Genomic DNA, 14,936 nt, shown 5'->3' with positions numbered 1-14,936 from the left:
CGATATGCTGTATTCGCTCTTTTGAGCGGCTCGGTTCACCGTCTACAGTCGAGCTGCGATTTGCAAGCCGACCGGACAGGAAAATGCACGCCCGCGCTGACGCTGCCGACACGGCTCCTTCATGGCCAGACGATATCTTCGCGGCCCTGCAACGCTTCGACGTTCGGCAGGTGCCTTACGTGCCCGACGCCGGCCATTCGAGGCTGATCCAGCGCGTGCTGGCATCGTCCACGATGCGCGGCATTCCGCTGACGACGGAGGAGGAGGGCGTGGCGCTTCTGGCGGGCGCCTGGACCGGCGGGCAGCGCGGCGTGCTGCTGATGCAGTCGAGCGGGGTCGGCAATTGCATCAACATGCTGTCGCTGATCCCGATCCTGCGCTTTCCCTTCCTCACCCTGGTGACCATGCGTGGCGAGTGGGGCGAGTTCAATCCGTGGCAGGTGCCGATGGGATCGACCACGCAGGGCGTGTTCGAGCTCTCGGGGGTCAAAGTGCTGCGGGCTTCGACCGCAGCCGAGGTGCCGGCCGTGCTCGAGGCGGCGGCCGCGCAGGCCTACAACGCGCTCACGCCCACCGCCGTCCTGCTGTCGCAGCGCCTGATCGGCGCCAAGGTTTTCACCAAATGAGCAAGGCCAATCTCCTCGACCGCCGTCAGGTGGTGTCCACGCTTCTCGCGAACCGCAGGGATGTGGTTGCGATCGGCGGCCTCGGCGCCTCCACCAACGACATGTGCGCGGCCGGCGACCATGCGCGCAATTTCTACCTCTGGGGTGGCATGGGTGGGGCGGCGATGATCGGGTTGGGCCTCGCTCTGGCGCAGCCAAAATTGCCGGTTCTGGTCATCACCGGCGACGGCGAGATGTTGATGGGCATGGGCAGCCTTGCCACCATCGGCCTCCAGAAGCCGTCCAACCTCTCGATCGCGGTGCTCGATAACGAGGCCTATGGCGAGACCGGGGGTCAGGCCAGCCACACGGCCGCGGCCGCCGACCTCGTCGGCGTCGCCAGGGCCTGCGGCATCGGGGATAGCCGGTCTGTGACCACCATGGCCGAGGTCGAGGCGTTCGCCAAAGCCGTCCACGACGTCACGGCCGGGCCGCGCTTTGCCAATGTGAAGATCGACAGCGCCAATCTGGAGCGGATTTTGCCGAGCCGCGACGGGACTTACATTCTCAACCGGATCCGCGGCGACCTCGGTTTCCAGCCAATCTAGGCGCTCCCGTCCTGCACGGAGACCGTGTGGGCGGGGTCAATTTCCACTGAAATTACAACGCACTCAGGTTGCGATGCAGCATAGTGCTTGACTTTTGCGTGGGTGAGTGCTTACTCACTAGCATGAGCTCATTGCGTATGACGAGCGACCTGAGGCGTCAATTGATCCTCGGCGCCGCAAAGCGTTGCTTTGCCCGACACGGCTATACCGGCACCACGACCAAGAGCGTGGCGGCCGCCGCTGCCATTTCCGAGGCGCTGCTGTTCAAGCATTTCCCGTCCAAGGCCGCGCTTTACGCCGAAATTCTCAGCGACGAATGCGAGGCGGACCCAGCGCTCATGGAGCTGCTCGAACGGGAGCCGTCGACCGCCACGTTGGTCGAGCTGATCCGCGGCATGGTCGGACATTTCATGCACATCGCCGACGGGCCCGACCAGGAAGAGGCCCAGCGCCTGCGACTGATGACCACGAGTCATTTGGATGATGGCGAATTCGCGCGTTTGCTATATGCCAAGATCGAGACGCTGATCGGGGCGGCCTTCGTTGCCTCGCTCAAGCGTGCGGTTGCCGCGGGGGACGCGCGGCCATACAACGGCGAACCGCTCAACCTGTTCTGGTTTGCGCATCACACCGTGATGACAGCTGCGCTGACCAGGCTGCCGGCCACGCCGTGTCTCGCTTACGGCAAGGCGAACGACCTCGAGCGGCAGCTCTGTGAGTTTCTCCTGAGGGGTATCGGACTTAACGACGCCGCAATTGCTTCGCATTTAGGCCGCGATCAGGCCGCGTGTGCGGACAAGACGGCGATTGCAGAGAGTGCATGACATGAACATCGTCACCGAACACAAGATTTCGGGCGAACCGATCGACAACAAGGCTCCCAAGCGTCCGGTCCGGCCGGTGCTCTGGTTCATCATCGTCGGCGCGCTTCTGGCCGTGCTCGTCGGTGGCCTCGTCTGGTTCAATTTTTTCCGCGGCCAGATGATCAAGCAGTTCTTCGCCAACAACAAGCCGCCGCCGGTCGCGGTCAGCGCCGCCGAGGCGAAGTCCGAGGTGGTGCCAAACCTGCTGACGGCCGTCGGCGGGCTGTCCGCTGTGCACCAGGTCGACGTCAGCGCCGACGTCAACGGCCGCGTCACCGAGATCAAGTTCGAGCCGGGCACGCATGTCGAGGCCGGCACGCCGCTGGTGCAGATGTTCGACGCGCCGGAGCAGGGCGACCTCGCCAATTACAAGGCGCAGTCCACCGTCGCACAGCTGTCGCTGGACCGCGCCAAGCAACTGGCGTCGCGCCAGTTCGGCCCGCAGGCAACCGTCGACACCGCGCAGGCCGCCTACGATCAGGCGCTGGCGGGTATCGCCAAGACCGAAGCATTGATCTCGCAGAAGTTGGTCCGCGCGCCGTTCTCCGGCGATCTCGGCGTCCGCAAGGTCGAGGTGGGCCAGTATCTGACCGCCGGCACGGCCATCGTTTCGCTGACGGATCTGTCGGAGCTGTGGGCCAACTTCACGGTGACGGAAAAGGACTCGGGCAACCTCAAGGTCGGTCAGCCAGTCCGTTTGAAGGTCGACGCCTATCCGGGCCGCACCTTCGACGCCAAGATCACCACGATCGAGCCGCAGATCTCGGCCGACACCCGCAACATCCGCGTGCAGGCGACCATCTCCAATCCGGAGAAGATCCTGAAGCCCGGCATGTTCGTCACCACTACGGTGGTGCTGCCGGACAAGCCGGCCGTGGTCACCGTGCCGGAGACGGCGGTCGACTACACGCTGTACGGCGACTCGGTGTTCGTGATCACCGAGAAGAAGGAAGCTGACGGCAAGACCAGCCTGAGCGCGGTGCGCACTTTCGTGCAGACCGGCAGCCGGGTCGAAGGCCGCGTCGAAATCGTCAAGGGCGTGAAGCCGGGCGACAAGGTCGTCGCCGTCGGCCAACTCAAGCTGCAATCGGGCGCGGCGGTGTCGATTTCGACCGACCCGGCTCCGCAGATCCCGGCGCAGCCGCCGCGCTACTGACATCGTACACGTTGCAGCATGATCCGGCACGGCCGGGTCATGCGCTTTGCAAGTCAAAGAAATCGAGATCGCCGCGATGCGCTTTACTGATATTTTCATCAAACGCCCGGTTCTGTCGGTCGTCGTCAGCCTGCTGATCCTGCTGATCGGCCTGCGCGCGGCGACGACGCTGCCGATCCGGCAATATCCGAAGCTGTCGAACACGGTCATCAATATCACGACCGTCTATCCGGGTGCGTCCGCGGACCTGATCCAGGGCTTCATCACCACGCCGATCGAGCAGGCTGTCGCTTCCGCCGAAGGCGTCGACTACATCACCTCGTCCTCGGTGCTCGGCACCTCGACGATCCAGGTCTACATCAAGCTGAATTTCGATCCGAACCAGGCGCTGACCGAGGTTCTGGCCAAGACGAACTCGGTCAAATATCTGATCCCGAAGGAATCCAACGACCCGATCGTCACCAAGACCACGGGCCAGACCACGGCCGTGATGTATCTCGGATTCTCGTCCGAAGAGCTGTCGGGCTCGGCGATCTCAGACTATCTGACGCGCGTTGTGCAACCGGTGCTGTCGACCGTCGACGGGGTGGCCTCCGCCGACATTCTCGGCGGCCAGACCTTTGCGATGCGGCTGTGGCTTGATCCCCTGAAGATGGCCGGCCGCAACGTGTCGCCTGCGGATGTCGCGACCGCGATCACCGCCAACAACTTCCAGTCCGCGGCGGGGCAGACCAAGGGCTATCTCATCGTCTCGAACGTTTCGACGAATACGGGCCTGACCGACGTCAACCAGTTCAAGAAGATGATCGTCAAGGCCAAGGACGGCGGCTTCGTGCGGATGGAGGACATCGCCACCGTCGAGCTTGCGGCCCAGAGCACGGACGCGAGCGTCGCCTTCAACGGCGAGCACGCCATCTTCATCGGTGTGCAGGCAACGCCGCAGGGCAACCCGCTGACGCTGGTCAAAGGCGTGCGGGCGCTGTTCCCCGAGTTGGAACGCAATCTGCCGCCCTCGATGAAGATGAAGGTCGCCTACGATTCGACCAAGTTCATCCAATCCTCGATCGACGAGGTCGAGAAGACGCTGGGTGAAGCCGTGATCATCGTGATCGTGGTGATCTTCCTGTTCCTGGCGTCGTTCCGTTCGGTCATCATTCCAGTCGTCACCATCCCGCTGTCGATGATCGGCGTCTGCACGCTGATGCTGGCGCTGGGCTTCAGCTTCAACCTGTTGACTCTGCTTGCGATGGTGCTCGCGATCGGACTCGTGGTCGACGACGCCATCGTCGTGGTCGAAAACATCCATCGCCATCTGGAGGAAGGGAAAACGCCGGTCCAGGCATCGCTGGAAGGCGCGCGCGAAATCGTGGGTCCCGTCGTCTCGATGACCATCACGCTCGCGGCCGTGTACGCGCCGATCGGTTTCCTCGGCGGACTGACCGGCTCGCTGTTCCGCGAATTCGCCTTCACGCTTGCGGGCTCGGTGATCGTGTCCGGCGTGATCGCGCTGACGCTGTCGCCGATGATGTGCTCGGTGCTGCTGAAGAACACCGAAGAGGGGCGCTTCGCCAAGCTCGTCAACAAGGTGTTTGGCGCGCTGACGCGGTGGTACGGGCGCAGGCTCGACCGCTCGCTCGACTACAAGGCCATCACCGGCCTGTTTGCGGTGACCATCCTCGGGCTGGTCGGCTTCCTTTACATGCACACGTCGAAGGAGCTGGCGCCTGAGGAAGACCAGGGCATCGTGTTCGCGGTGACCAAGGCGCCGAAATACGCCAACATCGACTATGTCGACTTTTACGGCGAGAAGCTCGACAAGGAATTCCAGAAGTTCCCCGAGACCGATCTGCGCTTCGTGCTGAACGGCATCAACGGCCCGCAGGGCGGTATCGCCGGCATGCTGCTCAAGCCTTGGGAGGAGCGCAAGCGCTCGTCGATCCAGCTGAAGTCGTTGGTGCAAGCCGAGCTTTCTAAAATCGAGGGCGTGCAGGCGTTCGCGTTCAACCTGCCGCCGCTGCCGGGCGGCCCGGGCGGCCTCCCGGTGCAGATGGTGATCAACTCCACCGCCAGCTTCCAGACTGTCTACGAACAGATGGAGAAGCTGAAGGCTGCCGCCCGCAAGAGCGGAATGTTCATCGTCTCAGACAGCGACCTTGCCTACAACCAGCCGAACGTGAAGGTGACGATCAACCGCACCAAGGCGCAGGATCTCGGCGTCAGTATGCAGAACCTCGGCAGCTCGCTCGCGGTGCTGCTCGGCGGCAACTACATCAACCGCTTCAACCTCGAGGGCCGTTCCTATCAGGTCATCCCGCAGGTGCCGCGCGGCCAGCGGCTCTCGCCGGAATCGCTTGCCGGCTACTATGTGACGACCAACACCGGCCAGCAGCTTCCGCTGTCGACGGTGGTGTCGATCGAGACCAAGACCGAGCCGAATTCGCTGACACATTATAATCAGCTCAACTCGGCGACCTTCTCGGCAGTGCCGATGCCCGGCGTGACCGTCGGTGCGGCGGTCGACTTCCTCGAGAGCGAGGCCAAAAACCTGCCGCAAGGCTTCAGCCATGATTATCTTGCTGACAGCAGGCAGTATGTGCAGGAAGGCAACCAGCTCGCGATCACGTTCGGCTTCGCGCTGATCATCATCTTCCTGGTGCTGGCGGCGCAGTTCGAGAGCTTGCGCGATCCGCTGGTCATCATGATCTCGGTGCCGATGGCGATCGTTGGTGCGCTGATCCCGCTGTTCTTCGGCGTGGCGACCATGAACATCTACACCCAGGTCGGCCTGCTGACCTTGGTGGGCCTGATCACCAAGCACGGCATCCTGATGGTGGAGTTCGCCAACGAGCTCCAGATCAACGAACGGCTCGATCGCCGCTCCGCCATCGAAATGTCGGCCCGCATTCGTCTGCGGCCGATCCTGATGACCACGGCCGCGATGGTGACGGGCCTGATCCCGCTTCTGACCGCGACCGGCGCAGGCGCGGCCAGCCGCTTCTCGATCGGTCTGGTGGTCGTCGCCGGAATGTCGATCGGCACGTTGTTCACGCTGTTCGTGCTGCCGGCGGTCTATGTGGTGCTGGCGACCGACCATCGCGCGGCGGCCGATTCCGAGCGCAACAAGCAGGTCAACGATCTCGACCTCGGCTCCAAGGCGCTCCGGCCGACCTGAGGCCGCAAATCAAGGAACCCGAGGGCGGCAGCGGCCAATCCGCTGCCGCCCTTTTCTATTGCCTCCGGCGCTTCGGCTAGCCTTTCCCGCGCTCGCGAGAGACAAGGTCCGGTCTTCTTGCTAGGTTCGGCGGGATGAGCCTTTCCCTCCATCCCGACACCCCGCAAGCACGGGCGCTGCCGAGCGCGGCGCCGGATGGCGTCGCGTCCGGTACGACGCCAGGGCAAGGGATCAGGAGCCGGCTCTTCACCAAATATGTGGCGCTGTTCGTGGCTGTCGTCGCGATCGCGCTGCTGGCCAACGGGCTGTTCGAGGTCCTCTTCTATTATCGCGAGCACAAGGCCGCGCTGATCCGGGTCCAGCATGAACAGGCCGAGGCAGCCGCGGCCAAGATCGGTCAGTTCGTCAAGGAGATCGAGAGCCAGCTCGGCTGGACCACGCAGCTGCCCTGGTCGGTGGGTTCAATCGAGCAGCGCCGCTTCGATGCGCTGCGGCTGCTGCGCCAGGTCCCCGCGGTCACCGAGCTCGCCCAGGTCGATGCGACCGGCAGGGAGCGGCTGCGGGTCTCGCGGCTCGCAATGGATGCGATCGACAGCGGCATCGACCTGTCGGACGATCCGAAGTTCACCGAGGCGGTCGCGCACAAGGTTTTTTACGGTCCGGTCTATTTCCGCAGGGAGTCCGAGCCGTACATGACCCTGGCGCAGGCCGGGTCGCGCAAGGATGCCGGCGTCAGCATCGCGGAAGTCAATCTCAAGCTGATCTGGGACGTTGTATCCCAGATCAAGGTCGGCGAGCATGGACACGCCTACGTGGTCGGTCCGGAAGGACGCCTGATCGCGCACCCCGATATCAGCCTGGTCCTGCGCAACACCGACATGTCTGGTCTCACCCAGGTGCGCGCCGCACTTGCCGGAGGCAGCGCCACGCTCGACGCGCTTTCCGAAGCGCGCAATCTCCAGGGACGGAAGGTGCTGACCGCGTCGGCCCCGATCGCGCCGCTGCACTGGACCATGTTCGTCGAGCTCCCGGTCGAGGAGGCCTATGCGGCGCTCTATGCCGCGTTGGAACGGCTTGCATTCGTGCTGCTCGCGGCGTCGACCTTCGCGGTGCTTGCCGGGATATTCCTCGCGCGCCGCATGGTCGGGCCGATCCAGGCGCTGCGGAGCGGCGCCGAGCGCATCGGCAGCGGCGATTTCTCCCAGCGCATCTCGATCAGAACCGGTGACGAGCTCGAGGGTCTCGCAGACCAGTTCAACCACATGGGCGAGCGCCTGCAGGAATCGTATGCAGACCTGGAGAAAAAGGTCGAGGTGAGAACGGCCGAGTTGACCGAGTCGCTCGCGCAACAAACGGCTACGTCGGAAGTGTTGCAGGTCATCAGCTCGTCTCCGGGCGAACTCGCGCCGGTGTTCAACAAGATGCTCGAGAATGCCACACGCGTCTGTGGCGCAAGTTTCGGCGTGATGAATTTGTGGAATGGTGAGAGTTTCACGATTGCTGCGGATTACAATGTGCCGCCCGCGTTCGCGGCTTCGCGGAAAGATATGGCGATCCGTCCTCATCCGGAGAGCGCGCTTGCTGAGGTCGTCAGGACACGTCAGGTTGTCCACGTTCACGATGTGCAACAAACTCCGGCCTATCTGGCCGGAGGTCCGACCATTCGTGGAATCTCCGACGTTGCCGGCGCCCGCACGATCGTCATCGTGCCCATGATGAGGGACAGCGAGCTGATCGGAACCGTCGCAGTTTATCGCAAAGAGGTCCGGCCGTTCACCGACAAGCAGATCGCGTTGGTTGAGAACTTTACGAAGCAAGCCGTCATTGCAATCGAAAATACGCGGCTGCTGAACGAGTTGCGCAAGCGTACGACGGAGCTGTCGCAATCCCTCGACGATCTTCGCACCGCGCAGGACCGTCTGATACAGACCGAGAAGCTTGCGTCCCTCGGCCAGCTCACGGCGGGGATCGCGCACGAGATCAAGAACCCGCTCAATTTCGTCAACAATTTCTCGGCGGTCTCGACCGAGCTGATCGACGAGCTCAACGAGGCCTTGCAAGCGGCCTCGCTCGACGGCACGACAAAAGAGGAGGTCGAGGAGCTGACTGGCATGCTGAAGAGCAACCTCGAAAAAGTGGTGCAGCATGGCAAGCGCGCCGATTCCATCGTCAGGAACATGCTGCTGCATTCGCGCGAAGGCTCCGGCGAGCATCGCCCCAGCGATATCAACGCGATCCTGGAGGAGAGCCTCAATCTCGCCTATCACGGCGCACGTGCCGAACGGCCCGGCTTCAATGTCACGATCGAGCGCGGCTTCGACCCCGCCGCAGGCATGGTCGATGTCTATCCGCAGGAGATTACGCGAGTCTTCCTCAATCTGATCTCGAACGGCTTCTACGCCACTGCCCAGCGCAAGGAGAGCGCCCCAGACGCCTTCGAGCCCACCCTGTGCGCGGCAACCAGAACTTTCGGCGACAAGGTCGAGATCCGCATTCGCGACAACGGTACCGGGATCCCGTCCGAGGTGAAGGAGAAGATGTTCAATCCCTTCTTCACCACCAAGCCGGCCGGCGAGGGCACCGGGCTCGGCCTTTCCATGAGCCATGACATCGTCGTGAATCAGCACGGCGGCACGATCGACGTGAACACCGAGCCCGGTGTGTTCACCGAATTCATCATCACCCTGCCGCGCATGATGGCGGCGGGCGACACTTCCGGAGGCAAGAGTTGAACGTTTACATCCTGGTCGTCGATGACGAACCCGACGTCGAGGCGCTGTTCCGGCAGCAGTTCCGGCGCGATTTGCGCGCCGGCCGCTTCCAGATGGAATTCGCGCCGTCCGCGCCTGATGCGCTGAAGCTCGCCGCCGAGGTTCGCGATCCCTCGTTGATCCTAATTTTATCCGACATCAACATGCCCGGCATGAGCGGGCTCGACATGCTGCCGAAGGTGCGTCTTGCGCATCCGGACGTTCCCGTCATCATGATCACCGCCTACGGAGACGCCGAGACGCGGCGGAAGGCGATCGAGCGCGGCGCAGTCGGACTTCTCACCAAGCCGATCGATTTCGCGCTGCTGCGGCAGGAAATCGACACGAGGCTCGGACAAGCCGCATGACCGCGACTATCCTCTTCGTCGACGACGAGCCGGATCTCGAGGCGTTGGTCCTGCAAAAATTCCGCAGGCAGATTCGCGACGGGTCGGTAACCATCATGTTCGCGCGCGACGGCCTCGAAGCGCTGCAGTCACTCGAGCAGAACCCGCATGTCGACATGGTGGTCTCCGACATCAACATGCCCAGGATGGACGGGCTGTCGCTGCTGGCGAAGCTCCAGGAAGCCGAAGACAAGAAGTCCACCATCATCGTGTCGGCCTATGGCGACATGAGCAATATCCGCACTGCGATGAACCGCGGTGCGTTCGACTTCCTGACCAAACCGATCGATTTCGCCGACCTGGAGATGACGATCCAGAAGACCATTCGCCACATCGAAATGCTGCGTGAGGTGCGAGGCCGCCAGGCGGAAGCAGAGCGCGCCCATGCCGCGCTCTCGCGTCATTTCTCGCCCGAGCTCGCCAAGCGTCTGGCGGCCAGTGGTGAGAGCGAGGGAATCGAAGTGCAGTGGCGCGATGTCGCGACCATCTTCACGGATATTACCGGCTTCACCTCGCTGGTCGAGAGTGCGCCGCCGGAGACGCTGGGCGCGCTTCTCAACGAGTATGTCGGCGGCATGACCGAGGTTGTCTTCGCGCACGAGGGGACTGTCGCCAAGATCATCGGCGATGCGATCCAGGTGCTCTTCAACGCGCCCGGGGATCAGCCGGACTATGCGACACGTGCAATCGCCTGCGCACACGATCTCGACGCCTGGGCGGAGGACTTTTCCGCGCGTTGGAAGCCGAAGGGCGTGAATTTCGGCACCACCCGCATCGGCATTCACGCCGGGCCGGCGCTGGTCGGAAATTTCGGCGGCAACCGGTTTTTCGACTACACCGCGTATGGCGACTCCATCAACATCGCGGCGCGGCTCGAAGCCGCGAACAAACATCTGGGCACGCGGATTTGCGTCAGTGCCGGCATTGCCGAGGCGGCCGAGAATTTCCGGGGTCGTCCCGTCGGGGAGCTGATGCTGCGCGGACGCAGCGAGCCGTTGCGCGCGTTCGAGCCGCTGACGCCGACCCAATTCGCTGCGCCGGAAACGGCGCTGTATTCCGAGGCTTTTGCCAAGATGGAGGCCGGTGATGCCGCGGCCATGCCGGCTTTCGCTGCGCTGGTCGGCATGCATGCCGACGATTCCCTGGCCGGCTTTCACCTGAAGCGCCTGCTCAACGGCGCCAAGGGCATTCGCATGCAACTGGAATAGGAGTCCGACATGATTGGTGAATTCTCCGCCGGCAATTACCGTTTCATTCCATCCGTATTCCAGTATTCGGCCGGTGCGGCCGCGGACGACGGCTACGAGATCGAGCGCGTCCGCTTCGACCGGCTGGTGCCGCTCGCGGAAGGGTTTGCGCTTGCCGCGAAGTATATTCAGGAGGCGGGGCGGCCGCTGACGGCGTTCTGCGCCTGCGAACTGCGCTCGCCCGCGGCCTTCAGCGAGGAAGGCTTTCGCGCGTTCAACTTGCACTATGTAAAGACGCTGTCCGAATGGGGCATCTTCGACGGCACCACCAATCCGGTGGCGCGCAGCAATGTCTGTCCCGAGATCGATCCACCGGCCGAGCCGTCGTTCTATGCGTTCTCCTTCACGCGGCCGACAGTCTCGAAGACGCCGAGCTTCGTGATATCAGGCGGCGCCGAGGCGCGCGAGGGCAATGGGACCTATGTCGAGCGCACCGTGCGCTACCGCGACCTCAGTCCGGAAGGCCTTCGCGAGAAGGTGCGATTTACGACGACGTCCCAGATGGAGAACAGGATGACGGCCTTCGGCTTCGGCTGGAAGGACACGACCGGCGTGCAGGCCTATTCCGTGCACGACTTCCACCACGCGCTGGTCGACGAGCTCGTCCGCCGCGGGGCGTTGCGGTCCGGCCTGACCTGGCACTATGCCCGGCCGCCGGTGGTCGATCTCGAATACGAGATGGATTGCCGTAGGGTGATGCGCGAGACCGTGATCTAGCGCTGGCGCGGATCGAGCGCGTCGCGCAGGCCGTCCCCGAGCAGGTTCAGCGACAGCACCACGAGGAAGATCGCTAGCCCCGGCCAGATCGCCATCCAGGGCGCCTGCGTCAGGAAGCGCTGCGCTGCGTTGAGCATGCTGCCCCAGGATGGCGCCGGCGGCTGCTGGCCGAGGCCCAGGAAGGACAGCGCGGCTTCGGCGATGATGGCAGCCGCAATCGACAGCGTCGCCTGCACCAGCAGCGCCGGCAGGATGTTCGGCAGGATGTGCGAGAACGCGATTCGCCACGGCGGATTGCCGAGCGCGCGCGCCGCCTCGACATAATCCTCTGCCTTGACGTTCAACACCTGGCCACGGGTCAGGCGGATGAAGATCGGGGTTGCCGAGATGCCGATCGCGATCATGGCGTTGCCGAGGCTCGGGCCGAGGAATGCGGCGAGCGCGATCGCCAGAATCAGGAACGGGCAGGCCAGCATCGCGTCGGTCATCCGGCTGATCAGCGCATCGACGAAGCCGCCGCGATAGCCGGCAAGCAGGCCGAGCGGGACGCCGACGCCCAGCGCGATCGCGACTGAGATGAGGCCCGCGAGCAGCGACGCGCGGGCGCCGTAGACGACGCGGCTCAGAATGTCGCGACCGAGCTCGTCGGTGCCAAACCAGTGCGCCGCAGTGGGCGGCTTGCGGACCAGGCTCCAGCTCGTCGCGATGGGATCGTAGGGCACGACGAGTGGCGCGAGCAGCGCGATCCCAACGAACAACGTGATCATCACAAGTCCGAACACTGCAGCCTTGCGTTTGAACAAGCGGCGCCGGGCGCGCCGCGCCGGGCTGTCCAGCTCGTCAGCTTGCACGATAGGAGCAGCGGCGGGCAGGGCGGCATCGGCCATGAGTCTAGCCCCGCAGCCGCGGATTGACGAGGATGTAGGCGACATCGGCAACCAGGTTCAGCGTGATGTAGACCGTCGCCGTCACCAGCACGACGCCCTGTACCACCGCGTAATCGCGGTTGAACACGGCGTCCACGATCAGTTTGCCGAAGCCGGGAATGGAGAAGATCTGCTCGGTCAGAACCGCCCCCGACAATAGCGTGCCGAGCTCGAGCGCACCGAGCGTGATGATCGGCGTGAGTGCGTTGCGCATGGCGTGCTTGAGGATGACCGAGCGTTCGGACAATCCCTTGGCGCGCGCGGTGCGGACATAGTCGCTTTCCAGCACCTGCAGCATGGCGCTCCGGGTGTGCCGCATCAGGACCGCGGAAATCGCGTTGCCGAGCACGAAGGCCGGCATGATGGTGGCGGCGAGGCTCGCACGCCAGTTCTCGGTCAATGGCACGTAGCCGGACGCCGGCAGCCAGCCGAGTTCGATCGAGAACAGGAAGATCAGCATGATGCCGAGCCAGAAATTCGGCGTCGAGATGCCCCACAGCGCGAACAAATTGGCGCCATAGTCCCAGACGGTGCCCCTTTTCACGGCGGAGACGATGCCGGCGGGAATGCCGATCAGGAGCGCGATCAACATTGCCATCGAGCCGAGCTGGAGCGTCACCGGCAGTTTCTGTGCGATCAGCTCGCGCACCGGCATCTTGTTGCGCAGCGATTCACCGAAATTGCCTGATAGAACGCCCTTGAGCCAATAAACGTACTGCACGGGGATCGGCTGATCGAGCCGGTATTGATGGCGGATCTGTTCGATTGCCGCGGGATCGCGCTCCTCGCCGGCCATCACCAGTGCCGGATCACCCGGCAACAATTGCTGGAGCGAGAAGATCAGCAACGACACGAAGAACAGTGTCGGCACGATCTGCGCGATGCGTCGGGCGAGAAAGTTCAGCATGGCGCCGGCCGGTTGTCAGGCGATGCCACGCTCACTTGAACTTCAGCCCGACCACGCGCACCAGCCCGTCGGGCATCTGCCTGTAGCCCTGGAGCTTGGTGGTGTGCGCAATCAGAAGCGTGCGGTGGTAGATGTAGATGATCGGCAAATCGTCGAGCAGGATCTTGGCCATCTTTTCGTAGATTGCTTTGCGCTCCGCGACATTGGCGGTCAGCCTTCCTTCTTCCAGCAGCTTATCGGTCTCCGGATTCGAATAGACGCCATCGTTCTGCGGTGCCTTGCTGCGCATGAAGATATAGGAGTTGCCATCGGGGTCGATGCGGCCGCTCCAGTTGATCTGGAATATCTGGAACTCGCCGGCCTGGGCCTGCTTGAAGGTGGTCGCGAATTCGACGACGCGGACCCTGATGTCGAAACCTGCTTCGGCGGCCATGGACTGCACGACCTGGGCGACGGCCTCGTACTCGGTTCCCTTGGGCACCATGTAGTCGACGGTTACGGGCAGGCTGACGCCAGCCTCCTTCAACAGCGCCTTGGCCTTTGCGATGTCGCGACCGTGAAGGGGGAATGCCTTCTGGTAGTAGGGATGCGTCGGGCTGACCCATTGATTGCCGGGGGTGAACTCGCCGTTGAACACGACCTGGTTGATCGCCTCGCGATCGATCGACAGATCGAGCGCCTGGCGGACTTTCGCGGATTGGCTCAGCGGCCCCTTGGCTTTGTCGTTGCCAATATTGATAGTCAGGCCGAGATAGCCCAGCTCAGGCGCGGTCGACAGCACCAGCTTGGGGTCGGCACGGACGTCCTTGATGTCGGTGGCGAGCACGCGCTCGATCAGATCGAGCCCGCCGGACTTCAGGTTGGCAAGGCGCACCGTGGCGTCCACGATCGGCAGGAACACTACGCGGTCGATATGGATGTTGTCCTTGTTCCAGTAGTCGGCGAATCTCTCGAACACCATGCGGTCCTGCTGCACGCGCTCGACGAACTTGTAGGGACCGGCGCAGACCGGATGCAGGCCGAACTTGTCGCCGGCTTCCTTGGCGGCCTTCGGCGACACCATCATGCCGGAGCGGTCGGTCAGCTGGGCGATCAGGGGCGAGTAAGGCGTCTTGAGCACCAGCTTGATGGCCAGGGGATCGACGACCTCGACATGGTCGACGCTGGCGAGCTCGGACTTGCGGAACGAACCCGGCAGCGTCATGTGACGCTCGATCGAGAACTTTGCCGCTTCCGCGTCGAGCGGCTCGCCGTCGTGGAATTTCACGTTCGGCCGGAGCTTGATGATCATCTCCTTGCCGTCGGCCGACGTCTCATGGGACAGCGCGAGCTGCGGCACGATGTTGAGCTTCTCGTCGATGTCGAACAGCTTGTCGCAGAAGGCGGAGAACACGATGCGGCCGACATAGGTGCGGCCGATACTGGGGTCGAGGATATCAGGGTCCTCGCCGATGCCGATGCGAAGCGTGGTCTGGGCTTGGGCCTGGGTTTGGGCCGCGCTCACGAGCGACGTCAGCAATGCCGACGCCAGGAGTGCCAAACGCATAGGTCTCATCGCTCTCAACCTCTGTTTTACGG

General features: G+C 63.4%; 12 protein-coding genes. 9 read left to right on the top strand and 3 right to left on the bottom strand.

Annotated features, from left to right (window positions below):
* Positions 1-83: 83 nt before the first annotated feature.
* The 9 genes from AC0L3J_RS09410 to cnbZ all read left to right on the top strand — a co-directional run bounded on the left by AC0L3J_RS09410 (position 84) and on the right by cnbZ (position 11,525).
* Entirely contained in the window at positions 84-626 is a 543-nt protein-coding gene (locus tag AC0L3J_RS09410) for a phosphonopyruvate decarboxylase (RefSeq protein WP_473346812.1), read from the top strand.
* Positions 623-1,213, top strand: coding sequence for a thiamine pyrophosphate-dependent enzyme (locus AC0L3J_RS09405; RefSeq protein ID WP_456765338.1), 591 nt, complete (start codon positions 623-625; stop codon positions 1,211-1,213). The genes AC0L3J_RS09410 and AC0L3J_RS09405 overlap by 4 nt, the downstream gene beginning before the upstream one ends.
* 122 nt (positions 1,214-1,335) lie before the next feature.
* Positions 1,336-2,037 (top strand): TetR/AcrR family transcriptional regulator, encoded by a 702-nt coding sequence (locus AC0L3J_RS09400; protein ID WP_456765337.1) that lies wholly within the window; start codon positions 1,336-1,338, stop codon positions 2,035-2,037.
* Position 2,038: 1 nt separating this feature from the next.
* Positions 2,039-3,232, top strand: a complete 1,194-nt coding sequence (locus AC0L3J_RS09395; RefSeq protein ID WP_456765336.1) for an efflux RND transporter periplasmic adaptor subunit — start codon at positions 2,039-2,041, stop codon at positions 3,230-3,232.
* A gap of 76 nt (positions 3,233-3,308) precedes the next feature.
* Positions 3,309-6,404, top strand: a complete 3,096-nt coding sequence (locus tag AC0L3J_RS09390) for a MexW/MexI family multidrug efflux RND transporter permease subunit (RefSeq protein WP_456765335.1) — start codon at positions 3,309-3,311, stop codon at positions 6,402-6,404.
* A 134-nt stretch (positions 6,405-6,538) separates the two neighbouring features.
* Positions 6,539-9,136 (top strand): ATP-binding protein, encoded by a 2,598-nt coding sequence (locus AC0L3J_RS09385; RefSeq protein ID WP_456765334.1) that lies wholly within the window; start codon positions 6,539-6,541, stop codon positions 9,134-9,136.
* On the top strand, positions 9,133-9,522 hold the full coding sequence (locus tag AC0L3J_RS09380; RefSeq protein ID WP_007593876.1) for a response regulator: 390 nt from the start codon (positions 9,133-9,135) through the stop codon (positions 9,520-9,522). The genes AC0L3J_RS09385 and AC0L3J_RS09380 overlap by 4 nt, the downstream gene beginning before the upstream one ends.
* Complete coding sequence (locus AC0L3J_RS09375) at positions 9,519-10,769, top strand: adenylate/guanylate cyclase domain-containing protein (protein ID WP_456765333.1); 1,251 nt, start codon at positions 9,519-9,521, stop codon at positions 10,767-10,769. The genes AC0L3J_RS09380 and AC0L3J_RS09375 overlap by 4 nt, the downstream gene beginning before the upstream one ends.
* 9 nt (positions 10,770-10,778) lie before the next feature.
* Complete coding sequence (gene cnbZ, locus AC0L3J_RS09370) at positions 10,779-11,525, top strand: 2-amino-5-chloromuconate deaminase CnbZ (RefSeq protein ID WP_456765332.1); 747 nt, start codon at positions 10,779-10,781, stop codon at positions 11,523-11,525.
* On the opposite strand, the gene AC0L3J_RS09365 is transcribed toward cnbZ, so the two are convergent.
* The 3 genes from AC0L3J_RS09365 to AC0L3J_RS09355 are packed head-to-tail and all read right to left on the bottom strand — an operon-like array spanning position 11,522 to position 14,913.
* Entirely contained in the window at positions 11,522-12,412 is an 891-nt protein-coding gene (locus AC0L3J_RS09365) for an ABC transporter permease (protein WP_456765331.1), read from the bottom strand. The genes cnbZ and AC0L3J_RS09365 overlap by 4 nt on opposite strands.
* A 4-nt stretch (positions 12,413-12,416) precedes the next feature.
* Positions 12,417-13,358, bottom strand: coding sequence for an ABC transporter permease (locus AC0L3J_RS09360; RefSeq protein ID WP_456765330.1), 942 nt, complete (start codon positions 13,356-13,358; stop codon positions 12,417-12,419).
* Between the two features lie 31 nt (positions 13,359-13,389).
* Positions 13,390-14,913 (bottom strand): ABC transporter substrate-binding protein, encoded by a 1,524-nt coding sequence (locus tag AC0L3J_RS09355; protein ID WP_456765329.1) that lies wholly within the window; start codon positions 14,911-14,913, stop codon positions 13,390-13,392.
* Positions 14,914-14,936: the final 23 nt, after the last annotated feature.

The organism is Bradyrhizobium sp. Kon37 (assembly GCF_055807535.1).
Note: the sequence above shows the minus strand (reverse complement) of the source record. Positions and strands in the feature narration are given on the sequence as shown.